Genomic DNA, 22,250 nt, shown 5'->3' with positions numbered 1-22,250 from the left:
ACCGACCGGTCAGCGATCGGAGGGTTGGGCCGTGATGACGTCGCGGTACCAGGCGAAGGAGTCCTTGCGAATGCGCTCCTGGGTCGCGTAGTCGACGTAGACGAGGCCGAAGCGCTCGTCGTTCCCCGCCGCCCACTCGAAGTTGTCGAACGCCGACCACGTGTAGTAGCCGCGCACGTCGACGCCCGCCGCCACGGCATCCGCGACCGCCCGCAGGTGCGCGTCGAGGTACGCGATGCGGCGTGCGTCGTGCACGGCACCGTCGGGTCCGGGGCCGTCGTGGAACGACGCACCGCCCTCGGTGATGACGACGGGCGGGAGGTTCGGATACCGCTCCCGCAGCTCGCGCAGGATCGCCGTGAGCTGGCCGGGCGCGATCGCCCAGCCGAAGTCGGTGCGCTCCTCAGACGGATACGGCAGCAGCGCGAACGGCAGTCCCTCGGGCAGGTCGACCTCGGCCGCCCCCGCGTAGTCGGTGCCCTCACGCGGCGCCTCGACGAGCATCGGCTCATAGTAGTTGACGCCGTAGAAGTCGAGCGGCGCCGAGATGAGCTCGAGGTCGGCGGCGAGCTGCGCGTCGTCGAGCGGGATGAGCGGCCGCAGCTCCTCGGGGTAGCGCCCCGCGAGGATCGGGTCCGCGAAGAGCCAGTTCGTGATGGCCTGGAACGTGCCCGCCGCGACGAGGTCGTCCATCGACTCCGAGGCCGGCACGACGGGGAAGTGCTGCTGCGCGACGCCGACCCGCTCGGCGCCCGCCTCCCGCAGGCGCGCGACTGCGTGGCCGTGCGCGAGCAGCTGGTGGTGCGCGGCGGGCAGCGCACCGAAGCCGAGCCCGCGACCGGGCGCGTGGTCGGTGAGCGCGTAGCCGTAGAGCGTCTGCACGCTCATCTCGTTGAGCGTGATCCAGTCGCGCACGCGGTCGCCGAGCCGCTCGACGACGACGCCCACGTAGTCGCCGAGGGCCTCCGCGGTGTCGCGGGAGAGCCATCCGCCGCGGTCCTCGAGCGCCTGCGGCAGGTCCCAGTGGTAGAGCGTCGGCACGGGACGGATGCCGCGCGCGAGCAGCCCGTCGACGAGCCGGTCGTAGAACGCGAGGCCGCGCGGCTCGACCGCGCCTGTGCCCTGCGGCAGGATGCGCGACCACGCGATCGAGAAGCGGTAGTCGTGGATGCCGAGCTCGGCGAGCAGGTCGAGGTCGCCCTCGACGCGGTGGTAGTGGTCGATCGCGACGTCGCCCGTGTCGCCGTTCCGGATGCGCCCGGGCTCGCGCGTGAAGGTGTCCCAGATCGACGGCCCGCGGCCGTCTTCGTCGACGGCGCCCTCGATCTGGTACGAGGCGGTCGAGGCGCCGAAGCGGAACCCGGCGGGGAGGATCGGGAGGGCGGTCATCGGTCTCCTTCGGTGGTGCGGATGGCGGGTCACGCGACGCCGCGCAGCCGCGGCAGGCACGCGAGCATGAGCAGCGAGATCACCGCCGTGATGAGGAACATCACGGGGTAACCGCCCAGGCCGGTGACGATCGGCGCGGCGATCGCGGGCGCGATCACCTGCGGGAGCGCGTTGGCGACGTTCGCGACGCCGAGCATGCTGCCCGTCGAGCGGTCGGACGGCAGCACCTGGGTGATGATCGCGACGTCGACGCTCACGAAGAGCGCCCAGCCCGCCGAGATGAGCACCGCCGCGACGAGCACGGCCCACAGTACGGGAAGCAGCGCGAACACGACGCAGCCCGCGGCGAGCGTCACGGCCGCCGCGACGACGAACACCTTGCGCCGCCCGATGCGGTCCGACCACGCGCCGCCGATGCTCGCGCCCGTGACGGTCACGACGACGTTGATGAGCGTCACGACGAGCACCCAGGCGCCCGGGTCGTCGACCCCGACGGCGTCGGCGAGGAAGTAGTACAGGTAGATGAGCACGAGCGCGTTGACGAGGTTCGCGAGCAGGCGGATGGCCCACGCCCACGCGAACGCCGCGGTCGGGCGCAGCGCGGCGAGCACGTCGCGGATGCCGTGGCGCACCGCGGCGACGGCGTCCGCGTCCGCCCCCGCAGCATCCGGGGCGTCGGCCTCGGTCCGCGCCGCGGGCTCCGGCAGCAGCAGGATCGCGACGAGCAGCAGCGGCACGGCGACGGCGAGCGCGACGTAGCCGATCGCGGACTCGTCGAGCGCGACGGCGACGGCGGTGCCCGTGACGACGCCCAGCACTTGCGCGACGCCGAACATCGATCCCACGAAGCCGCGCCGCTGGGCCGGTACGCGGTCGGCGATCATGGCGAGCAGCGCCGCGAAGGGGCCGTTGAGGCCGACCTGCACGAGCACCCAGCCGACGATCATCACGACGGGGTCGGATGCGAGGGCCAGCACGACGAGGCCGACGACGCCGATCGCGAGGCCCATGAGCACGACGGGGCGGCGTCGCGGACGCTCGAGCGACATCCGGTCGGAGATGAGGCCCCACAGCGGGTTGGCGAGGATCGACGCGACGGCGCCGACGGCCGTCACGAGCGCGAGCAGCGCCTCCTTGCCGTCGCCTTCGGCGAGGCGCGCGGCCTGGGCCGGCAGCAGGATCTGGATGGGCCCGAACCAGCCGGCGAAGACGCCGCCGGTCGCGAGCAGCAGCGCGACGATCCAGCTGCGGCGGAGCATGGTGGCGGTCATGACATCCTCGTCGTCGAGTCGCTCGGTCGACTTGGACGATCGTCCAAGTTCGAGCCCAGAGTGGCGGATGCCGCGGCGGCTTGGCAAGACCCCCGGACGGGCGTCGCACCCGCGTCGGCGACCGGGCGTAGGCTCCCGCGAGTGAGATTCGCCGCCCTCCGCGCGCCCTGGTACAGGGGCTACCTCGCAGGTGGCTCGCTCATGATGGGCGCCGACCACGTCGAGCACGCCATCACCTACTTCGTGATGTGGCAGCTCTTCGAGTCGCCCGTACTCGCGGGCTTCGCGGTCATCAGCCACTGGCTGCCCCAGCTGCTGTTCGCGATCCCGTTCGGCGCGCTCGCCGACCGCTTCGACTGCCGCCGCCTCATCCAGCTCGGCGCCGCGTGCTTCATGCTCGCGTCGCTCGGCTGGGCGGTGCTCATCGCGACGGGCACCCTCGAAGAGTGGCACTGCGTCGTGCTCCTGCTGCTGCACGGCCTTGCGGGCACCTTCTGGGGACCCGCCGACCAGCTCATGCTCTACGACATCGTCGGCCCGGACGACCTGCCGAGCGGCGTACGCCTCATGGCCACGGGCCTGCAGCTCGGGATGCTCGGGGGCCCCGCCGTCGGCGCCGCGCTGCTGTTCACGGTCGGGCCGGCGTGGGCGATGGCGATCAACGTGCTGCTCTACGTGCCGTTCGTCGTCTACCTCATGGTCGTGCCCTACGACGGGCATGCGCGCAACGGCAGCGTGCGCGAGCCGCTGCGGCTGCGGGACGTCGCGAGCGTGCTGCGCGACGTGCCGCGCTTTCCGTCGATCCTCGCCGTCACGGTGCTGCAGGTGCTCGTCGGTCTGCTCGTCGGCCAGGCGATCCTGCCGCTGCTGCCGGAGTTCGGCGCCGTGCTGGGGCTCGACGAGTCGGGCGTCGCCTACGGCCTGCTCATCGTCGCGATGGCGACGGGCGCCGTCGCCGGCGGCATCGGGCTCGAGGCGATCGGCCGCGTGCGCGTGACACCGCGGCTCGCGATCGTCGCCTCGGCCGTGTTCGCGACGGCGGTGCTCGTGTTCTCGGTGTCGCGCAGCTTCCCGCTGAGCCTCGCGGCCCTCGTGCTCGCCGGCATGGCGAGCCTCGTGTCGAGCTCGACCTCGCAGGCGGTCGTGCAGCTCACGGCACCCGCCGCCCGCCGCGGCCGCTTCATCGGGGCCTACTCGATGGCGTCGGCGGGCTCGCGCGTCGGCTCGGGCGTCATCGTCGGCGCGCTCGGGGCCTGGATCGGGGTCACCTGGGCGCTCGCGGTCGACGCCGCGATCCTGCTCGTCGCCGTGCTCGCGCTCCTCGCCGTCGTGACGGTCGCGAGGCGCCGGATGCGGGCCGCGGCATCCGACCTCTCCCCGAGCGAGCGCGACGCGATCAGCGAGGCGTGAGGCCGTCCCACCAGCGCAGCACGCGCAGCGCCCGCAGGGTGATCCAGCGGCTCGGCTCGCCCTCCCGTTCCATGTCGAACCACACGGACCCGTCGTGCTCGTTCTCGAGCGGCCATCGCCCGTCGGCGTCGGCCTTGCCGCGCACGAGCTCGACGGCCTCGCGCATCCGCTCGTCGCCGTCGGGTCGTGCGAGCCGGAAGTGCTCGAGGGCCCGCAGCACGTCGTAGTGCCAGCGGGTCGGGAACGAGGTCATCGTGAAGCGCGGGTCGGCGATGCCGCCCGTCGAGCGGCGGCGCAGCAGCCGCCGTTCGAGCAGGTACTCCTCGCCCCGGATGCGCGCCGCGAGCACAACGGGACGCCGCGGGTCGTCGGCAGCCGCCGCGCCCTCCCACGCGAGCAGACCCTCGACGACGCAGATCGTGGGGTGGAACGACGACACGGGCGAGTCGGTCGCGCAGTTCCATCCCCCGTCGGCCAGCTGCGCCTCGAGGGCGCGGTCGAGCGTGCGCGACGCGTCGAACCCGAAGTACACCGTGTTGGAGAGCAGCACGCCGACGATGCACGGCTCGAGGGAGAGCTCGAAGTAGGGCAGGCCGCCGTCCTCCTCCTCCCACGCGACGCCGTGGGCGACGCGCGCGATCGCCTCCCGCACCACGGGGTCGGCGGGGTCGACGCCGAGGTCGCGCAGGAGGGTCACCGTGAAGTGCGTCGCCGTCCACGCGGAGAAGAAGGGCCGGTCCTCGGGCGCCCACCGCGGACGGTAGGTGCCCCCGTCCCAGTAGCCGTCGGCGTCCTGCCGCTCGAGCAGCCACGAGCCCCAGCCCTCGTGCGCGACGCGGGCACGCTCGGCGGCCACGGCATCCGGATGCGCCCCCACGAGGTCGCGCAGCACCTGGTGCCGGATGGCGGGGTCGGAGTCGAGCAGCCAGTCGGTGACGTCCATGCGGGCGACGGTACGCCGGGGCGCCGACGTGCGGCAGGGCCTACAGCTTCTCGATCGGCGCGATCTTGATGAGCAGCCGCTTGCGGCCGGCCGTGTCGAACTGCACCTCGGCGACGGCCTTCGGGGCCTGGCCCGTGACGCCCACGACGCGGCCCTCGCCGAAGTCGGTGTGCCGGATGCGGTCGCCCGCCTCGAGCGTCAGGTCGCCGTTGTCGCGCACCGTGTTGGTGACGGCGCTCGTCCACTCGCGCTTCTCGCGGTTGGGGGCCGGCGGCAGCGAGGTGCTGTAGCTGAAGCGCTCGCGCGACCGCGGGGCGTTGAGCGCGCGCGAGCGGGTGCCGCCGCGCGAGTTAGCCATGCCGGGCGATTGCCGCCAGTCGATGAGGTGGCCGGGGATGTCCTGCAGGAAGCGGCTCGGCATCGCGACCGCCGTGTCGCCGAACTGGGCGCGCGTCATGGCGAGCGAGAGGTAGAGCCGCTTGCGGGCGCGCGTGATGCCCACGTAGAAGAGGCGCCGCTCCTCGGCGATGCCGCCGGGCTCGCCCGCCGACATGCGGTGCGGCAGCAGGTCCTCCTCGATGCCCGTGAGGAACACCGTGTCGTACTCGAGGCCCTTCGCCGTGTGCAGCGTCATGAGGGTGACGGTGCCGGAGGCGTCGTCGATCTCGTCGGCCGCCGCGACGAGCGCGACCTCGGTGAGGAAATCGATGAGGCGCCCCTCGGGGTTGCGCTTCGCGAACTCCTTCGTGAACGACAGGAGCTCCTCGACGTTCTCGGCGCGCACCTCGTCCTGGGCGTCGCGCGTCGCACGGAGGGCGTCGACGTAGCCCGTGCGCACGAGCAGCTCGGTGAGGATGTCGGCGGGCGGCGAGGTGGGCACCATCGCCTCGACCTCGTCGAGGGTCGCGCCGAGGTCCATGATCGCCTTCGTGACCTTGGGCCCGAGGCCGAGCTGGTCGGCGTCGCGGAGCGTCTCGCGCAACGGCACCCCGAGCCGGTCGGCGTGCGCCTGCAGCGCCGCCTCGGTCGCCGGCCCGATGCCGCGCTTGGGGGTGTTCATGATGCGGCGGAGGGCCAGGTCGTCGGCGGGGTTGGCGACCTGCACGAGGTAGGCCATCGCATCCTTGATCTCGGCGCGCTCGTAGAACTTCGTTCCGCCCGCGATGCGGTACGGGATGGCCGACCGGATGAGGATGTCCTCCAGCGCGCGCGTCTGCGAGTTGACGCGGAAGAACACGGCCATGTCCTTGTAGGCGGCGCCGGCCTCGTGCAGCTTCTGGATCTCGTCTGCCACGAACTGCGCCTCGTCGTAGGCCGTGTAGCCCGTGAAGCCCGTGATCTTGTCGCCCGCGCCGACCGTCGTGAAGAGGTTCTTCTCCTGGCGGTCGAAGTTGGCCGCGATGACGGCGTTGGCGGCGTCGAGGATGTTCTGCGTCGAGCGGTAGTTCTGCTCGAGCAGGATGACCTCGGCGTCGGGGAAGTCGCGCTCGAACTCGACGATGTTGCGGATGTCGGCGCCGCGGAACGCGTAGATCGACTGATCGGAGTCGCCCACGACCGTGAGCGCGGCGCCGGGGATGCCGCCCGAGGCGTCGAGCCGCATCCGGGTGTCCGGCGGCACGTGCTGCGGTTCGACGGGGCGCGTGAGCTCGCGGATGAGGGCGTACTGCGCGTGGTTGGTGTCCTGGTACTCGTCGACGAGGATGTGGCGGAAGCGGCGCTGGTAGAGCGCGGCGACCTCCGGGAAGGCGCGGAAGAGGTGCACGGTCTCGGCGATGAGGTCGTCGAAGTCGAGGGCGTTCGCGCGGCGCAGGCCGTCGGTATAGCGGCGGAACACCTCGAGGAACGCGGCGTCCGCGGGGTCGGAGGCGTTGACCTGGCGCGCGTAGCTGTCGACGTCGGCGAGCTCGTTCTTGAGCTTCGAGATCTTGGCGGCGACCGACGGAACCGTGAGCCCGAGCGTGTCGACCTCGAGCTCCTTGATGATGCGCTTGAGCATCGCGCGCGAGTCGGCGGAGTCGTAGATCGTGAACGCCGACTTGAGCCCCATCGCCTCTGCCTGGCGGCGAAGGATGCGCACGCACGCCGAGTGGAACGTGGAGATCCACATGCCCTCGGAGGCGCCGCCCACGAGCTGCGCGACGCGCTCGCGCATCTCGCCCGCCGCCTTGTTGGTGAAGGTGATGGCGAGGATCTGGCTCGGCCACGCCTCGCGCGTCTGCAGCAGGCTCGCGATGCGGCGCGTGAGCACGCTCGTCTTGCCCGAGCCGGCGCCCGCGACGATGAGCAGGGCCTTGCTGCGCGAGAGCACCGCCGCGCGCTGCTGGGGGTTGAGGCCCGCGAGGAGGGCCTCGTCGACGGCGGGCGCACCCGCGGACGGCAGGCCCGAGTCACCCGGATCGCTGTCGAATCCGTCGAGGAGGAAGGTCATGGCGCATCGAGTCTAGGCGGCGCCGACGACCCCGGCCCTGGGAGTGGTGCGGGCAACCCGGCCAGGAGGGACCGGGTCGCCCGCGCGGAACGCTTCCCGTCGTTCCGGGTCAGGCGTCGCCCTCCTGGAAGGCGACGACGATCGTGTTCGACTCGCCGTCCGTCTGAATGGCGAACTCGAGGTCTCCCGCGTAGGCGTTGAGGATCGGCCAGCCGGCGATCCCGTCGCTGCGCTCGGTCGCGTAGCCGCCGAGGAGCGGCTCCCAGGCGTCGAGCACGGCATCCGGCTCGAGGTCGGTCGTGTACTGCAGCACCGCGGTCGTGTCGCTCGACTGGTAGACGACGCAGAGCTCGACGCCCGCGGGCGCGCTCCAGTCGCCCGGCACGGTCGGGGCCTCGAAGGGATTGCTGCTGTAGCCGAGCCCGCTCTCGGGGAATGCGGCCTGGCACACGGCGCTGCCGCTCCCACCGCCGCCCTGGGCGGGGCCCGAGACGGCGGGGCCGTTCGGGTCGTCGACGAGCGGGTTGCCGGTGGTGGCGGGCGCGCACGCGGCGAGGGCGAGCGCGACCGTGCCGCCGAGCAGGGCGAGCTGCAGCGTGCGGGTCATGCGGGCGCGCATCCGGGTCTGGGGGTTCGTCATGTGGTGGTTCCTCTCGGGGTGGTCACTCTCGGTAGTCGCCGTCGATCGCCCAGTGGATGGCGTACCGGCTCGTGCCGGTCTCGACGATGTAGAAGGAGGCGTCGCCGACGACGCCCGTCAGCAGCAGGCCGTCTGTCGAGTCCGCGCGGCCGTGCGCGCCGCCCGTGATCGACTTCTCGTAGTAGTCGAGCACCCAGTCGTAGGGCGTGTAGTAGGTGGTCGCGTAGTGACCGGCCTGCTCGGACGGCGAGAGGGTCTCGATGAAGCACAGCACCGCGAAGTCGGCGACCGTCGGGAACCCGTCGGGGCGGGTGCGGATGTCGCCCTCGTACACGAAACCGGCGCGGGCGCCGTACTCCTTGACGCAGCGGGGGTCGACCTCGGGCGGCGCCTCGCGCTGCGCGGTGTCGGAGGTGGCCGACGGCGTCGGGGTCGGCACGGGCATGGGCTCCTCGTCGCCGCAGCCCGTGAGCGCGGCCGCGGCGACGAGGGAGAGTGCGGCGGCCGCGAGGCGTCCGGACCTCACGCCGTGCCGGCCGGCGCGGAGCTCGGCTCCTCTTCGGCGGGCGCGGCTTCGCGCGCCGCGCGCGGGGCGACGGTGAGCGGCCGCAGGGTGATGCGGCTGCGGCCGATCGAGAGCCAGAGGCCCGCGACGATGAGCACGAGGCCGGATGCGGGGCCCGCGATGCCGGGCACGCCCATCGCGACGTAGGCGTAGACGATGAGGGCGACGTAGATCGTGAGCACGGCGCCGAGCACGCGCGAGATCAGGCGCTCGACCCACGCCATCCACGCCATCCCCGCGAACGCGACGAGCACGCCGAGCCACGGGATGTAGGGGCCGAAGTCGGTGAGCATGAAGTACACGAAGAGCCCGTCGTGCTCGTAGAGCCCCTTCTCGGGGCCGTCGAAGCCGTAGTTGGCGAGGGCGCCCTTCCAGCCGTAGCCGAGGGCGAGGCCGGCCGCCGTGACGAGCACCCCGCCCGAGACGACCGATGCGGCGATGGAGCGCGGATGCTGCGCCTCGACGCGCGAGCGCCACGCGGCAGCGAAGACGACGAGGAGGGCGACCGCGGCGAAGCCGACGAGGAAGCCGATGTAGTTGGGCAGGCGGGTGAGCTCGGTCATGACCTCGGGGGTGACGACGAAGTCCTCGCCGCGCCCCGCGGCCTCGAGCTCGCTCTCGGGCCGGTGGTCGAACAGCACGGTCGCGGCGAAGCCGGCGGCTCCGGCGGCGACTCCCCAGAGCGGCCAGAGGCGGTCGCGAGCGGATGATGCGGTCATGGTGGTGCTCCCTTGCGGTTGTGGAGGTGGTGGAGGTGGGAGATCCGGGGGGAGTAGGTGGGGCTGAGGGCGGGCGCCGTCGAAAGGGGGGACGGGGCGCCCGCCCGCAGACTCAGAAACCCGCGATGAAGCTGCTGACGATGCGGTCGATCGCCGCGGCGTCGTCGTCGTCGAGGGCCTGGATCAGCACGTAGATGAGGTAGCTGCCGTCGTCCGCGACCGCCGCGATGCCGACATAGTCGGCCTTCGTCGAGCCGCAGTTCACGAAGTACTCGTACTTGCCGGTGTGGTAGCCGTCGGCGTAGCTCTCGACGCCCTGCGAGACGCAGCCGTCGCCGACGACGCTCTCGCGCGTCGAGTTGAGCAGCGCGTCGACGTTGGCCGGATCGGCCGCGGTCGGGGTGGCCGCGACGCTCACGCCGGGGACGTTCCAGCTGTTGTTGAGCTGCTGCACGCTCGTGCTCGCCGTCACGCGGTACCACTGGTTGCCCGCGTTGTCGGTGAAGCCCGAGCCGTCGACGTCGCTCCACTCGGCCGGCACCGAGACGGCGACGGCGCCGGCGTCGTCGGTCACGTCGACGAAGTCGCCCGAGGGCTCGCCGCCCCCGCCCCCGCCGCCGACGTTGGCGACGGCGGAGACGGTGCGCTCCGAGTTGACCTGACCGCGGTAGTACGACGAGTCGGACGGACGGAAGAGCTCGACGTCGAGCGTCGCCTTCTCCCCGTGCGTGCGCAGCACGTCGCAGTACTCGCGCATCGTGCCGTCGGTGCCGACGCTCACGCCGCCGAGGCGGGTGATGAGGTCGCCGGGCAGGATGCCGGCCTTGTCGGCGGTCGAGCCGGCCGCGACCGACGCGACCCAGACGCCGAGTCCGCCGTCCTCGCCGTAGACGCCCTGGCCGTTGATGCCGAGGCTCAGCACCGACTCGCCGGCGGCGAGCTGCTCGATGACGTCCTGCACCTCGTCGCGGTGGATGGCGAAGTTGTAGTCGTACTTGTCCTCGCCGGCGTAGTTGACGCCGACGATCTTGCCGTCGGAGTCGACGAGCGGGCCGCCCGAGTTGCCGGGGCGGATGCGCGCGTCGTGCTCGATGATCGAGTCGATCGAGGCCCACGCGGTGTCGCCCTCGATGTCGGCCTTCGAGACGATGCCGCGGGTCATGGTGAACGTCGGGTCGCCGAGGGGGAAGCCGGCGGCGTAGACGTCGATGCCGGTCTTGATCTCGCCCTTGTGCCAGTCGAGGAAGGGGTAGCTGTCCTTCTCGAGCTGCACCACGGCGATGTCGAGGCACTCGGATGCGCCGAGCACGCGGGCGTCGAGCGTGTCGCTCTTGTCGCCTCCGCGCCAGACGTCGATCGTGCCCGCGCCGACGACGACGTGGTTGTTGGTGATCGCGAGGCCGTCCTCGTTGATGATGAAGCCGGAGCCGCGGCCCGCGGCCTCGTAGCCGCCGTACTCGGGGTCGACGAAGGTTCCGCGCGCCTCGAGCTGGATGACCGCGGACTGCACCTGGTCGAAGCCGACGGCCTTGCCGCCCTTCGCGTCGCCGCCCTGGCCGGGCAGGAGGTTGCAGCCGGCGAGCGCGACCGCGAGGCCGCCCGCCGTGATGACGCCCGCGAGGGCGCGTGTGGTGGTTCGGGACATCGTCCTGTTCTTCCTTACTGTGTCGGATTTTCTTGTCCGGGGGTCCGGGGTGGGTGGTGCTGGTACTGCGGTGGTGGTGCTGGTGGTGCTGGTGGCCGCGGGTGCGTCCGGGCGGCGAACCCCCCGGAATCCCGCCCGGACGCGCGGCGGCCGCAACCCGACTAGCGGCCGCCGAGCCTCCGCGTGGTCAGGAGCGTGGCTCCTGCCGCGAGGAGAACTGCGACGAGGGCGATCGCGGGGATCACGGTCTCGGCGCCGGTCTGTGCCAGTCGGGGGTCTCGGGACGCGGCGGGCGTGGAGCCGGGGTTCCCGGATCCGGCCACCGCGTCGACGGTGTAGGTGACGACGCGCTCGGTGCGGTTGCCCGCCACGTCGGTCGCGACGATCCGCAGCTCGTGCGTGCCGGGGGTGCCCGTCGGCAGGAGCTCACCCGCAGGGGTCGTCGCGTTGCAGGTCGCGAGGCCGGAGCCCCGGTCTGCGCACTCGTAGTCGACGGTCACGCGCTCGTTCTGGGCGTAGTGCCCGTTCGGCAGGATCGCCGGGAGCTCGTCGGCGGGCGAGGTGACGACGATCGTCGGCACGCTCACGTCGACGCGCACGGTGACGCGCTGAGCGGTCTCGCGGTTGCCCGCGTTGTCCTCGGCCCAGACGAGCACGGAGTACGTGCCCGTGCGGTCGAGCAGGAGCCGCCCGGTGCCCTCGGTCGTCGAGTCGATGACGACGCCGGATCCCGTGTCGTACTCCCAGTGGATCTGGGAGAGGCCGCTCTCGCCGTCGGACGCCTCGAAGACGAGCTCGACGGGGCTCGTGTGCCATCCGCTCACGGGCTCGTCGGGCACCGTGACGGTGAGCTCGGGGGCCGTCGTGTCGGAGCTGAGCACGCGGTAGCTGCGCGTCTCGGTCCAGATGTTGCCGGCGCGGTCGGTGGCGACGACGCGCACCTCGTGGACGCCGGGCCTCGACGTGTCGAGCACACCCGTGCCAGGGGTCTCGGGGTCGACGACGACGTTCTCGGGGTCGCGGCACTCGAGGATGCCGGAGAGCGCATCCGTGCACTGCCACGAGACCGCGACCTCCTCGTCCTCCTCGACCTCTGCAGGGACGCCGTCGATCGCGACCACGGGAGCGGTCGTGTCGATCCGGATGGTGCGCGTGACGATGCCCGAGAGGTTGTTCTGCAGGTCCTCCGCGTAGTAGCGCAGCTCGTGCTCGCCCTCGCCGAGGGTGGTCGAGAAGTACGAGCCGTAGGTGGGCTCGAACTCGGCGCCGTCGAGGCTCGTGAACATGCGCCACACGCCGGCACCCGTGTCGCTCGCGCGGAGCTCGACTGTCACGGCACGCGCGAACCAGCCGCGCGCGTTGGAGGCGGCGGGGGTCGTCGTGTACTCAACGGCCGGCGGCGTGGTCTCGGGCGCCGCAGCGTGCACCGCGGCGACAGACGTGAACTCCTCGCCGTCGATCGTCGCGGTCGCGAACAGCAGGTACGCGCCGGGCGCCGAGTCCGCGAAAGTGACCACGCGCTGGGGCGATCCCGAGACGATGGGCGTCATGGTCGCCGTGCGCTCGGAGCCGTCGGCGGCCACGAGGCGCGCCTGGGCCGTCGCGTCCGTGCGCGCCGTGCCGTCCTTCGTGGGGGTGATCGAGCCGCGCACGGTCGTCGTGCCGTTGCCCGAGGTGAACATCTTGTTGTCGACCGTCGAGTTGCGGTACGAGACGCCCACGCGGATGGTGCGCTCGGCGCTGGCGGTGTTGCGGAGCGTGATGGTCGCGGTGCCCGTCTGCGGCACGGTCGAGCTCCCGAACGTGAACGAGTATCCCGCGGGGTAGCTGGAGAGCCCGATCGAGCTGCCGTTGGGCGTGCGCAGGCTGCCGCTGACCTCGGTCGAGAGCACGTAGACGTTCATGAAGACCATGTCCACGACGTCGACCGTGGTGGTCCAGGTCTCGCCTGCGCCGATCGTGGGCGCGAAGAGCTGCGCCGGCGCGGCGAGGGCGGCGGATGCGGCGGCGGTCTCGGGGGCGCGCGCGGCATCCGGCTCCGCGGCGGGGGCGGGCGCGACGGCCGGCTCCTCGGCGGGGACGGGCTCGTCCACGGGGGCGGCCTCCTCCACGGGCGCGGGCTCCTCGACGGGAGCGGGGTCGGATGCGGGGGTCGGCTCGGCGGCGGGCGCCTCCTCGAGGACCGTGGTGGTGTGGTCCTCGAGGGGCGCCTCCTCCGCGGCCGCGACGGCGGCGGGCACGAGGAGTGCCGCCGCGAGCAGAGCGGTGGTCGCACCGGCGGCGAGCCGGCGCACGGGGGTGGTGGTCATGGTGGAGGTGGTCCTTTCGGCAGCGGTCTCTCAACCGCCATCCGAGATTCGCGGGCCGAGCGTCCCGGGCCCCAGAGTCGGGCGCCCTTGATCGCGCCTGGTCCGCGCCCGGGCCGACCGGGACATCCGTCCCGGGACGTGCTCGGGACGCGCCTCCGTCGGGGATTCGGGGCGGCCGGTCCACCCGAAGGGCCGGCCGCCCCGTGCGTCACGCGGTGTCCTCTTACCGCGTGCGCACGCGTCGCCGGATCGCGAGCGCCGCCCCTGCCCCCAGCAGGATCACGGCGAGCGCGAGGCCCGGGACGACATCCTGGGCTCCCGTCGTGGCGAGCACGCGACCGCCGGTCGCGCCGCCGACGGCACCGCCCTGCGAACCGCCGGGCGCGGGCGCGGCGTCGACCGTGTAGGTCACGACGCGCTCGGTGCGGTGGCCCGCCACATCCGTCGCGACGATGCGCAGCTCGTGCGTGCCGGGCACGCCCGTCGGCAGCAGCTCGCCGTCCGGCGTCGTGGCGTCGCACGTCGCGATGCCCGAGCCGATGTCGTCGCAGCGGATGTCGACCTCGACGCGCTCGTGCTGGGCGAAGTGCCCGTTCGGCAGGATCGAGAGTTCGTCCTCATCGGGGCTGTACACGTCGATCCACGGCGCGTCCGAGTCGACATAGAGGTTGAGGGTGCGTCCCTCGCTGCGGTTGCCCGCGTTGTCCTCGGCCCAGTAGCTGAGGCTGTAGAGCTGCGTGCGGTCGAACGTGATCTCGGCGGTGTCGCCCTCGATGTCGCGGCTCACGGTGCCCTGCATCGTGCCGTACTCGTAGTGGATGCGACGGATGCCGCTCTCGTCGCTCGCGCTGAAGCGCACCGTCACCTCGTCGAGGTACCAGCCGGAGGCGGGCTCCTCGGGCACGTCGACGTCGACGACGGGGTCGGTCGTGTCGGGTTCGAGCACCGTGTAGGAGCGGTCGACGATGTGCTCGTTGCCGGCGCGGTCGGTCGCCGTCACGCGGAAGGTGCGCGTGCCGGGTGTCGAGGTGTCGAGGAAGTCGCCCGAGCCGATGTCGCCGACGCAGCTCTGGATGCCCGAGAGGGCGTCCTCGCACGCGTACTCGATCGCGACGAGCTCGTCCTGCTCGAACTCCTCGCCGTCGACGAAGCCCTGGAGGCTCACCTCCGGATCGGTGTGGTCGATGTTGATCTGGCGGGTCGCGATCGCGCTCAGATTGCCCTGCCAATCGTTCGCCTGGTAGCGCACCTGGTGCGTGCCCTCCCCCGAGACGCGGAACGACTTCACCGCGCCGGAGACGAAGTCGAGCGTCGTCGTGTCGACGCCCCAGTAGAGATACTGGACGCCCGAACCCGCGTCGCTCGCGGTGAGCGTCACATCCACGTCTCCCGGGAACCAGCCGCCGGGCGCCTGCTGCTGCGCGGTCGCGATCGCGACCGTCGGAGGAGTCGTCTCCGCGGCGGCGACGGTCACGGTGCGCACCGCGTAGCGATGCAGTCCGAGGACGAGCGCGTCCGTCTCGACGAGGTAGCGCCCGGGCGCGAGGCCCGCGACCTCGGCGTGGTAGAAGCCCGCCGAGCCCGTGAGGTTCTCGGTGCGCACGGAGCCGTCTGCGGCGATGATCCGCGCGACGACGTTCGCCACGAGCTGGGTGTCGCCCCGGGTGGGGAACACGCTGATGCCGATCTCGGGTCGCCCCACCGTGACCGAAGCCCCTGCGGTGATGTCGCGTGCGTCCCACCCGAAGATGTACGGGATCTCCTGCGGGATCGACGCGAGGTTGTGGATCGCGACCGTGACGCCGCCGTCGGGCACGGCGGGGATGATGCTGAGGTCCGCGTAGCCGTTCGCGGCCGCGCCGCTGCGGGTCACCCCCGCGGAGTCGGTCATCGTGATCTCGAAGCGCGAGCCGAGAGCGACGACGCGCACGTTGCGCGCGTCGTCCACCGCGATCACGCCGACCCACGTATCACCCGCGGCGATGAACGCCTCACCCGTGAGCGAGGCGACGGGCTGAGACGCGGCGGCGGCGGGAGCCGGCTCGCGGTGGTCGACGGGGGGCGCAGCGGATCCGGTCGCGGCGGGCTCGTCGCTTTCGGCGGAGGCGCCGACCGGCACGACGGGCGCGTCGTCGGGGAGTTCGACAGGTGCGTCGACGGGGAGGTCGCTCGACGGCTCGGCGACCGGCCGGGCGGCGGCCGACTCGTCGGCTCCGGCGCCCGGCTGCGGCACGGTGAGGGCCGTATCGATCGGCAGCTCCTCGGCCACGGCTACCGCGGCGGGGATGAGGAACGCCCCCGCGAGGATCGCGGCGGCGGTCGCGCCGGCGGCGAGCCGGCGCACGGGGGTGAACATCATGTGGGGGTGGTCCTCTCGGTCTCGGCGCGGAGGCGCGCCGATGTCCGAGACTCCACGGCCCGGTGTCCCGAGACCCAGGGACGGATGCCCTCAATTGGACACCCTTTTCAGGTATCCAAACCCCGTTCAGGTAAGCGAATCCACGCCGATGCCGGCCTCGCGCGCCATGACGATGAGCGCCGAGCGGTCGGTCGCCCCGAGCTTCGACGCGATGCCGTACACGTAGTTCCGCACGGTCTTGTTCGTGAGCACGAGGGTGCGGGCGATCGTCGGGTTGTCCTGACCGCGCGCCACGAGGTCGAGCACCTCCCGCTCGCGCTCCGTGAGCTCCGGGAAGGGGCTGCCACCCGAGCGCTTCGCGTCGGTGAGATACGAGACGGCCCGGCGCGCGACATCCGCCCCCAGGAGCATGTCGCCCGCGGCGACCGCGTGGATCGCGCGCTGCACCTCGCCCGGCGCCGCCGTCTTGAGCAGGTAACCGCGGGCGCCCGAGCGCACGGCCGCGAAGAGCGACTCGTCGTCGCCGAGCATCGTGAGCACGAGCACGCCGATGTCGGGGCGCTCGCGGTTGATGCGCCGCGTCGCGTCGATGCCCGACGAGCCCGCGGCGAGGTCGAGGTCCATGAGCACGACCGCGGGCGACGCGGCGAGCACCACCTCGACGGCCTCGTCGGCCGTCTCCGCCGACCCGACGACCTCGACGCCCTCGAGGGTCTCGAGCAGCGAGATGATGCCGATGCGGAAGAGCGGGTGGTCATCGACGACGACGACGCGGATGGGTTCGGATGCGGTCATGCGGTGTGCTCCAGTGTTGCTGTGGTGGTGGGTGCGGCCGCGAGGGTCGCGACGCGGAAGGTGATCGTGGTGCCGGTGGGGCCGGAGTGCAGCGCGAGCTCGGCCTCGGCCTCGGTGGCGTGCTCGCGCATCGTCGTGAGGCCCACGCCGCCCGAGACGCGCGCGGGCTCGAAGCCGTGCCCGTCGTCGGCGACCGTCAGCACGACTCCGCCGTCGTCCTCGAGCACGCGGATGGCGACGGTCGACGCGCCCGAGTGGCGCACGGCGTTGTGCACGGCCTCCGCCGCGACGAGGTAGAGGGGACGGATGGCGCGGGCCGGCACGCGCCAGGCCGCGGGGGCCTCGACGGTCACCTCGACGCCCGAGCCCGCGAAGTCCGCCGCGAGCTCCGAGAGCTCGACCGAGAGCTCGAAGACGGTGCGGTCGGCGCGCACGCTGCGGGCCACACGCCGCACCTCGCCGAGCTGCTCGCGCAGGTCCTGGGCGAGCCGCGACGCGAGCTCGCCCGCGGCCGACGGGTCGGTCATGCGCAGGTTGTCGACGGCCGCGAGGCCGAAGCCGACGCCCGCGAGCGCCGGGCCGATGCTGTCGTGGAGCTCTCGGCGCAGCATCCGCCGCTCCGCCTGGCGGGCTGCGACGAGCGCGTCGCGTGCATCGCCGAGGCGCGCGCTCGCGAGGGCGAGTCGGAGGGCCGTCGCGACGACGCCCGCGAGCCCCTCGAGCTGCCGCAACGTCATGCGCGAGAGGCGCTCCCCGGCGCGGGCGGTCACGCGGATCTCGCCGATGCGCGCGCCCGCGGCGCGCAGCTCGACGGTCGTCGCCTCGCCCGCGGGCTCGCCGACGAGGATCACGGGCGACACCTGATCGTCGGGGGCGATCTCGACCGACGACACCCCGAGGGCCGCGCGCAGTGCGGCGGCGAGGCCCGTGAGCCCCTCGACGCCCGAGTCGAACTCGCCCACGCGCTCGCCGAGGCGACCGAGCAGCTTCGCGGGGTCGCCATCGGGTCCGTAGATGAGCCGGTCGATGCCCTCCGCGATCCCCCGCCGCCCCCACTGCAGCGAGAACGCCACGAGGGCGGCCGCGAGGATGCCGGATGCGACGGGGTCGAGCTCGGTCGTCGTCTTGAGCACCTCGACGACGATGAGGTAGCCCGTGACCGCGACGACCACGAGGATCGACCACAGCAGCACGCGCGACACCGCGACGTCGATGCCCCGGATGCGCGTGCCGAGCATGAGCACGAGCACGGCGGACGGGTAGAAGATCTGGCCGACGACGGGCGCGATCATGCCGAGATCCCACACGAGCTTCGGAACGCCGTCGCCCGCGGGGATCACGAGCAGCAGGTACGAGAACGACAGGAACGCGTGCCCGACCGCGAGCCAGGCGAGGCGCCCGCGGCGGATGCGCACCGAGCGCCGCCACTCGAGCACGACCCACACGGCGACGCCGATCGAGAGCAGCACCGCGAGCGAGACGGCGACGCCATAGATGTAGGGCAGCGCGAGCTGCACAGCGGGGTCGGGGATCGCGAGCGGGTTGATCGGGCCGCCCGTGACGGGGTCGACGGCCGCCTGGTTGACGAGGGCCGCGAGCGTCGCGATGATCGCGAGGCCGATGCCGACCCCCGCGACCGCGGACGCGATCCGTCCGGGCGTGCGGCGCAGCACGAGCAGCGGCACGATCGCGGTGGCCACCGTGCCGGGGATGTAGCCCCACCCGGCGGCGTGCGCGAGCAGACCCCACAGGGGGAGGTCGGGGATGCGCTCGCCGAGCAGGCCCCACTGCACGCCGAAGGCGGCGAGGCCCGAGCCGACCGCGTGCACCGCGAAGATCACCGCGACGGTGGAGGGGCGACGCGCGATGAGCACGGCGCTCAGGGCACCGTAGATGATCGCGACGGTCACCCCGATCTCGTCGAAGCGCGACTGCACGAGCGGCGGCGAGGCCGAGAGGAAGACGCCCGGCAGCGGCAGCTCGGGCAGCTCGTAGACCCACATGATCGCGATGGACGCGAGGGCGAGCCCCCACGAGGTCGCGAGCACGGCGAGGGCCGCGATGCCGCGCACGTGGGTCGGGTTGGTCGGCGTCATCGCGGCACCTCCACGACGAGCTCGCGCAGGCGCTGGGTGCCGCCGTCGTCGAGGGTGCCGCCGAGCTCGGCCGCGCGGTCGCGCACCGAGCCGAGGATGGGTGCCTCGTCGGACGGCCGGCCGCGGCCGTCGACCGTGAGGGCGATGCGCACGGAGCGCGGCTCGACGTCGATCGCGATGCGCGCGAGGCGGGCCTCGGGCGCGCGGCGCGCGAGCAGCACGAGCTCCGCGACGAGGTGGTGCACGGCGGCCTCGCGCCCCTCGGGGATCGCGTCGCCGAGGAGCCCCTCGACCGAGATGTCGAGGCGCGCGCTCGAGAACCGCGCCGCGAGCTCGCGCAAGGCCGTGTCGACGTCGCCCGAGTCGAGGGCGCCCGGCAGCAGGGTGCGGGCGAGGTCGCGCACCTCCGTCGTGCGCTCGGCGAGCTCCTCGCGGATGCCGGCGAGCTCGGCCGCCGCGGTCGGGTCGCCGCTCGCGACGAGGGCGGGCACGCGGTCGAGGCGCTCTGCGCTGCGGGAGAGCCCGGGGCCGAGGCCCTCGTCGAGCTCGCGCGCCACCATCCGCCGCTCCTCCGCACCGACCTCGCGCGCGCGCTCGCCGGCGTCGAGGATGTCGCGGTTGATGTCGGCGAGGCGCACCGCGACGGCGAGCACGCCCGACACCTGGTCGAGCACGCGCAGCACGCGCCGGTCGACGCGCTGGTGCCCGGGGGCGGCGGCCTCGATCCAGCCGACCTCGCCGTTGGAGCCGCGCAGCGGGATGCGGGAGGCCGGTCCGCCCGGGCCCCCGCTCACGGCGCGTACGCCCCCGATCTCGGCCGAGTGCAGCTCGAGGCGCGCGAGGCGCAGCGCGAGTCGCAGCTCCCCCGCGAGCGCCCGCAGGTCGTCGCCGTCGACGTCGTCGGGCACGCGCTCGCCGAGCGTGCGCACGAGCTGCGCGGGGTCGGCGGCGTCGCCGTAGACGAGCTCGTCGACGCGCCCCTGGATCCAGATGCGCAGCGGCTCGATGCCGAGCGCGAGGATGGCGACGCCCATGACACCCGCGATGAGCGGCGCGACGGGAAGCACGATCGCGATCGTCGTCGCGACGGCCGAGTAGGTGAGCACGAGCACCGCGACGAGCAGCACGTTGACGATCGCGCGGTTGACCGTGACCTCGATCCCCCCGACGCGCCGGCCGAGCGCGAAGACGATGACCGCCGCGGGCATGAAGAGCAGGGCGACGAGCGGCGCGAGGGGCGCGACGCTGTCGATGACCATCGCGATCTCGGGCCACCCGGCGAGGAACATCGGCGAGGCGAGCAGCACGAGCAGCGTCTGGCCGAGCACGATCCAGCCCTGGCCCGGGCGGTCGGCGACGGGACCCGCCCAGCGCCGCCAGGCGACGATCCCGAGGGTCACGAACGCGAGGGCGACGGATGCCGTGAAGGCCACGATGATCGTGTTGCGCAGCACCTCCTGGATCGCGTCTCCGGGGATCGCGAGCGGGTTGGCGGGCGAGCCCTCGCGCTGCCGGAAGGCGGCGAGCACGACGGGGATGACCGCGAGCACGAGCCCGAGCCCGACGAGCCCGCGCGTGAGGCGCGACAGGGGCTGCGAGGTGAGCAGCAACGGCATGACCGAGAAGCTCGCGAGGGCCCCCGGGATCCACGGGCGGTCGGCGAGGTGGGCGAGCAGCCCGAGCGTCGCCGCATCCTCGGGACCCCAGCGAAGCATGACCGTGAGCACGCACGAGAGCCCCGCGCCGATCGACTGCACCGACAGGATGCCGCCCACGAGTCGCGAGCCGCGGCTCACGATGATGCCGGCGACGCCGCCCCAGATGATCGCGTAGCCGAGGTAGACGGTCGTGAAGTCGCCCTCCTCCGCGTACGGCGGGCCGACGACGAGAGCCATGACGATCGCCGTGAGCGCGAGCGCCCACGAGGTCGTCGTCACGGCCGCACCCGCGACCACCCGGCGAGTGCCCGGGCGCACGGGTGCGCTCCGCGGGTCGAACCGCGCGGCGTCCGTCGGGGCGCTCATGCCGTCATCCTTCCGGGTCGCGCGACCTCTGCAGGCAAGAATGCCCTGTCCCCCGTCCCGGAATCCAGGGGCGCGTGTCCCGCGGTTCAGGCGCCGTCGCGCGCGGCGATCGCGAGGTCGGGGTGGTCGGCGAAGACGCCGTCGACTCCCGTCGCGATGATGGCCTCGTACTCGCCCCGCCAGTCGCCCCACTGTGCGGAGTCGCCGGCGCGGAACGGCTTCGTGAGGAACTTGTTCTCGGGGCGCAGCGTCCACGTGAAGACCTGGAGGCCCGCGGCGTGCGCGCGGTCGACGAGCTCGACGCCCGCGCGCGCGTCGGGCTTGATGAGGCGGCCCTTGTCGACGCTGATGCCGTGCACGCGCTGGGCGAGCGCACCGAGGTCGTCGAGCTGCGCCGTGTAGTCGGGGGCAGCCGAGCCGAGGCTCATCACGAGGTCGGGCGCCGTGCCGGTCGCCTCGAACAGGTAGACGAGCTCCGCCTCGAGACCGCGCTGCCGCACGTCGCCGAGCACCGTCTCCTCGAAGCTCTCCACGACGAGGCGCCCGGGAAAGCGCGCGAGCGCATCCGTCACGAGCTCGCCGAGGGGCAGCCCGATCGAGTCGAAGTACGCGGCGTGCTTGATCTCGGCGACGAGGCCGAGCTGGCGGCCGTGGCGCTCGGAGGCCTCGCCGATGAGCCGCAGCAGCTCGTCGAGACGCATGATCGGGGAGCGCCCGTCGAACGTCGTCGAGTGCTGACGGATGCCGGGCAGCCGCTCCGTCGCGCGCAGCGTCGAGAGCTCCTCCCACGTGAAGTCCTCGGTGAACCAGCCCGTCATGCTCGCGGGACCGAAGCGCTTCGTCGTGTGCCGGTCGGCGAACTCGAGGCGGCGCGCGACATCCGTCGTGCCCGAGATCTCGTTCTCGTGACGCAGCACGAGCACGCCGTCCTTCGTGGCGACGATGTCGGGCTCGACCGCGTCGGCGCCGAGTGCGAAGGCGAGCTCGTACGCGGCGCGCGTGTGCTCAGGCCGGTAGCCGCTGGCACCGCGGTGCCCGATGATCCACGGGCGCCGCGACTGCATCATCCCGCCACCCTATCCGGGGCTCCCGGGAGCGGTCTGGGGGTCGTGCGCCGCTACGCTCCGAGACATGACGTCGCCCGCCGTGCCCGCCCCCGCGCCAGGCCCGCGGCGCGAGCCGACGGCATCCCTCCCCCTGCGCTGGGGTGACCACGCGACGCGGCTGTGGACGGGCATCTGGCTCATCGTCGGCGGCGGGGTGTCGATCGCGGGCTCCAACACCGAGGCGCTGTGGGTGCTCGCGTTGGGCACGACCGCGCACGTCGCGGGCTGGTGCGTGCTGCCTTCGAGCGGATGTCGGCGCGTCGTCGCGGTCGGGCCGGCGACGCTCGCGATGTGGCTGCTGCTCACGGGCCCGCGCTTCGTCATCGTGCTCGTCGTGCCCTACCTGCTGTGGCTCTACGTGCGGCACCGCGCGCCGCTCTCGGTGCTCACGGCCGTGCCCGTGGCCGCCGCCGCGATCCTCGTCGGCGACGCGTTCGGCCACGACTACTCCCGGATGCTCGCGGCGCTCGCGATCGTCGGCGCCACGATGGCGGCGGGAGCCTGGGCCTCGCGGCTCATCCCCCGCCGGCGCTGACCTGCCGTCGGCT

Annotated in this window: 16 protein-coding genes; 2 read left to right on the top strand and 14 right to left on the bottom strand. The window is 72.9% G+C overall.

Features of this window, described 5'->3' with window-relative positions; translation table 11 throughout:
* Positions 1-9 precede the first annotated feature (9 nt).
* Entirely contained in the window at positions 10-1,389 is a 1,380-nt protein-coding gene (locus H4J02_RS02190; protein WP_187675498.1) for a GH1 family beta-glucosidase, read from the bottom strand.
* Positions 1,390-1,418: 29 nt separating this feature from the next.
* Positions 1,419-2,660: an MFS transporter gene (locus tag H4J02_RS02185; RefSeq protein ID WP_187675497.1), complete on the bottom strand. Its 1,242-nt coding sequence runs from the start codon at positions 2,658-2,660 to the stop codon at positions 1,419-1,421.
* Between the two features lie 141 nt (positions 2,661-2,801).
* Between H4J02_RS02185 and H4J02_RS02180 the strand changes: the two genes are divergently transcribed.
* Positions 2,802-4,070, top strand: coding sequence for an MFS transporter (locus H4J02_RS02180; RefSeq protein WP_187675496.1), 1,269 nt, complete (start codon positions 2,802-2,804; stop codon positions 4,068-4,070).
* On the opposite strand, the gene H4J02_RS02175 is transcribed toward H4J02_RS02180, so the two are convergent.
* From H4J02_RS02175 to H4J02_RS02120, 12 genes are all read right to left on the bottom strand, one after another.
* Complete coding sequence (locus H4J02_RS02175) at positions 4,057-5,013, bottom strand: hypothetical protein (protein WP_187675495.1); 957 nt, start codon at positions 5,011-5,013, stop codon at positions 4,057-4,059. The two genes, H4J02_RS02180 and H4J02_RS02175, sit on opposite strands and share 14 nt — an antisense overlap.
* A 40-nt stretch (positions 5,014-5,053) precedes the next feature.
* Positions 5,054-7,444: an ATP-dependent helicase gene (locus tag H4J02_RS02170; protein WP_187675494.1), complete on the bottom strand. Its 2,391-nt coding sequence runs from the start codon at positions 7,442-7,444 to the stop codon at positions 5,054-5,056.
* Between the two features lie 109 nt (positions 7,445-7,553).
* Positions 7,554-8,084 (bottom strand): hypothetical protein, encoded by a 531-nt coding sequence (locus tag H4J02_RS02165; RefSeq protein WP_187675493.1) that lies wholly within the window; start codon positions 8,082-8,084, stop codon positions 7,554-7,556.
* A 22-nt stretch (positions 8,085-8,106) separates the two neighbouring features.
* Complete coding sequence (locus H4J02_RS02160; RefSeq protein WP_187675492.1) at positions 8,107-8,610, bottom strand: hypothetical protein; 504 nt, start codon at positions 8,608-8,610, stop codon at positions 8,107-8,109.
* Positions 8,607-9,368, bottom strand: a complete 762-nt coding sequence (locus tag H4J02_RS02155; protein ID WP_187675491.1) for a hypothetical protein — start codon at positions 9,366-9,368, stop codon at positions 8,607-8,609. Before H4J02_RS02155 ends, H4J02_RS02160 begins: the two co-directional genes overlap by 4 nt.
* 112 nt (positions 9,369-9,480) lie before the next feature.
* Entirely contained in the window at positions 9,481-11,013 is a 1,533-nt protein-coding gene (locus H4J02_RS02150; protein ID WP_187675490.1) for a S1C family serine protease, read from the bottom strand.
* 161 nt (positions 11,014-11,174) lie between these two features.
* Positions 11,175-13,322 (bottom strand): hypothetical protein, encoded by a 2,148-nt coding sequence (locus H4J02_RS02145; RefSeq protein WP_187675489.1) that lies wholly within the window; start codon positions 13,320-13,322, stop codon positions 11,175-11,177.
* 223 nt (positions 13,323-13,545) lie between these two features.
* Positions 13,546-15,681 (bottom strand): OmpL47-type beta-barrel domain-containing protein, encoded by a 2,136-nt coding sequence (locus H4J02_RS02140; protein WP_187675488.1) that lies wholly within the window; start codon positions 15,679-15,681, stop codon positions 13,546-13,548.
* Positions 15,682-15,807: 126 nt separating this feature from the next.
* Positions 15,808-16,476, bottom strand: coding sequence for a response regulator transcription factor (locus tag H4J02_RS02135; protein WP_187675487.1), 669 nt, complete (start codon positions 16,474-16,476; stop codon positions 15,808-15,810).
* Positions 16,473-18,572 carry an ATP-binding protein gene (locus H4J02_RS02130; protein ID WP_187675486.1) on the bottom strand — a complete coding sequence of 700 codons (2,100 nt, stop codon included), beginning with the start codon at positions 18,570-18,572 and terminating at the stop codon, positions 16,473-16,475. Before H4J02_RS02130 ends, H4J02_RS02135 begins: the two co-directional genes overlap by 4 nt.
* Positions 18,569-20,596 (bottom strand): sensor histidine kinase, encoded by a 2,028-nt coding sequence (locus H4J02_RS02125; RefSeq protein ID WP_187675485.1) that lies wholly within the window; start codon positions 20,594-20,596, stop codon positions 18,569-18,571. The genes H4J02_RS02130 and H4J02_RS02125 overlap by 4 nt, the downstream gene beginning before the upstream one ends.
* An 86-nt stretch (positions 20,597-20,682) precedes the next feature.
* Entirely contained in the window at positions 20,683-21,660 is a 978-nt protein-coding gene (locus tag H4J02_RS02120) for a glycerophosphodiester phosphodiesterase family protein (protein WP_187676386.1), read from the bottom strand.
* A 67-nt stretch (positions 21,661-21,727) separates the two neighbouring features.
* Between H4J02_RS02120 and H4J02_RS02115 the strand changes: the two genes are divergently transcribed.
* Positions 21,728-22,237 carry a hypothetical protein gene (locus H4J02_RS02115; RefSeq protein WP_187675484.1) on the top strand — a complete coding sequence of 170 codons (510 nt, stop codon included), beginning with the start codon at positions 21,728-21,730 and terminating at the stop codon, positions 22,235-22,237.
* Positions 22,238-22,250: the final 13 nt, after the last annotated feature.

Origin of the sequence: Protaetiibacter sp. SSC-01 (genome assembly GCF_014483895.1) — a bacterium.
Taxonomy (GTDB): domain Bacteria; phylum Actinomycetota; class Actinomycetes; order Actinomycetales; family Microbacteriaceae; genus Homoserinibacter.
This window is presented reverse-complemented; position numbering and strand designations above follow the sequence as displayed.

Coding starts and splice junctions, on each gene's coding strand:
- H4J02_RS02190 (WP_187675498.1), bottom strand. CDS start 1,389: ATGACCGCCCTCCCGATCCTCCCCGCCGGGTTCCGCTTCGGCGCCTCG.
- H4J02_RS02185 (WP_187675497.1), bottom strand. CDS start 2,660: ATGACCGCCACCATGCTCCGCCGCAGCTGGATCGTCGCGCTGCTGCTC.
- H4J02_RS02175 (WP_187675495.1), bottom strand. CDS start 5,013: ATGGACGTCACCGACTGGCTGCTCGACTCCGACCCCGCCATCCGGCAC.
- H4J02_RS02170 (WP_187675494.1), bottom strand. CDS start 7,444: ATGACCTTCCTCCTCGACGGATTCGACAGCGATCCGGGTGACTCGGGC.
- H4J02_RS02165 (WP_187675493.1), bottom strand. CDS start 8,084: ATGACGAACCCCCAGACCCGGATGCGCGCCCGCATGACCCGCACGCTG.
- H4J02_RS02155 (WP_187675491.1), bottom strand. CDS start 9,368: ATGACCGCATCATCCGCTCGCGACCGCCTCTGGCCGCTCTGGGGAGTC.
- H4J02_RS02150 (WP_187675490.1), bottom strand. CDS start 11,013: ATGTCCCGAACCACCACACGCGCCCTCGCGGGCGTCATCACGGCGGGC.
- H4J02_RS02145 (WP_187675489.1), bottom strand. CDS start 13,322: ATGACCACCACCCCCGTGCGCCGGCTCGCCGCCGGTGCGACCACCGCT.
- H4J02_RS02140 (WP_187675488.1), bottom strand. CDS start 15,681: ATGATGTTCACCCCCGTGCGCCGGCTCGCCGCCGGCGCGACCGCCGCC.
- H4J02_RS02135 (WP_187675487.1), bottom strand. CDS start 16,476: ATGACCGCATCCGAACCCATCCGCGTCGTCGTCGTCGATGACCACCCG.
- H4J02_RS02130 (WP_187675486.1), bottom strand. CDS start 18,572: ATGACGCCGACCAACCCGACCCACGTGCGCGGCATCGCGGCCCTCGCC.
- H4J02_RS02125 (WP_187675485.1), bottom strand. CDS start 20,596: ATGAGCGCCCCGACGGACGCCGCGCGGTTCGACCCGCGGAGCGCACCC.
- H4J02_RS02120 (WP_187676386.1), bottom strand. CDS start 21,660: ATGCAGTCGCGGCGCCCGTGGATCATCGGGCACCGCGGTGCCAGCGGC.
- H4J02_RS02115 (WP_187675484.1), top strand. CDS start 21,728: ATGACGTCGCCCGCCGTGCCCGCCCCCGCGCCAGGCCCGCGGCGCGAG.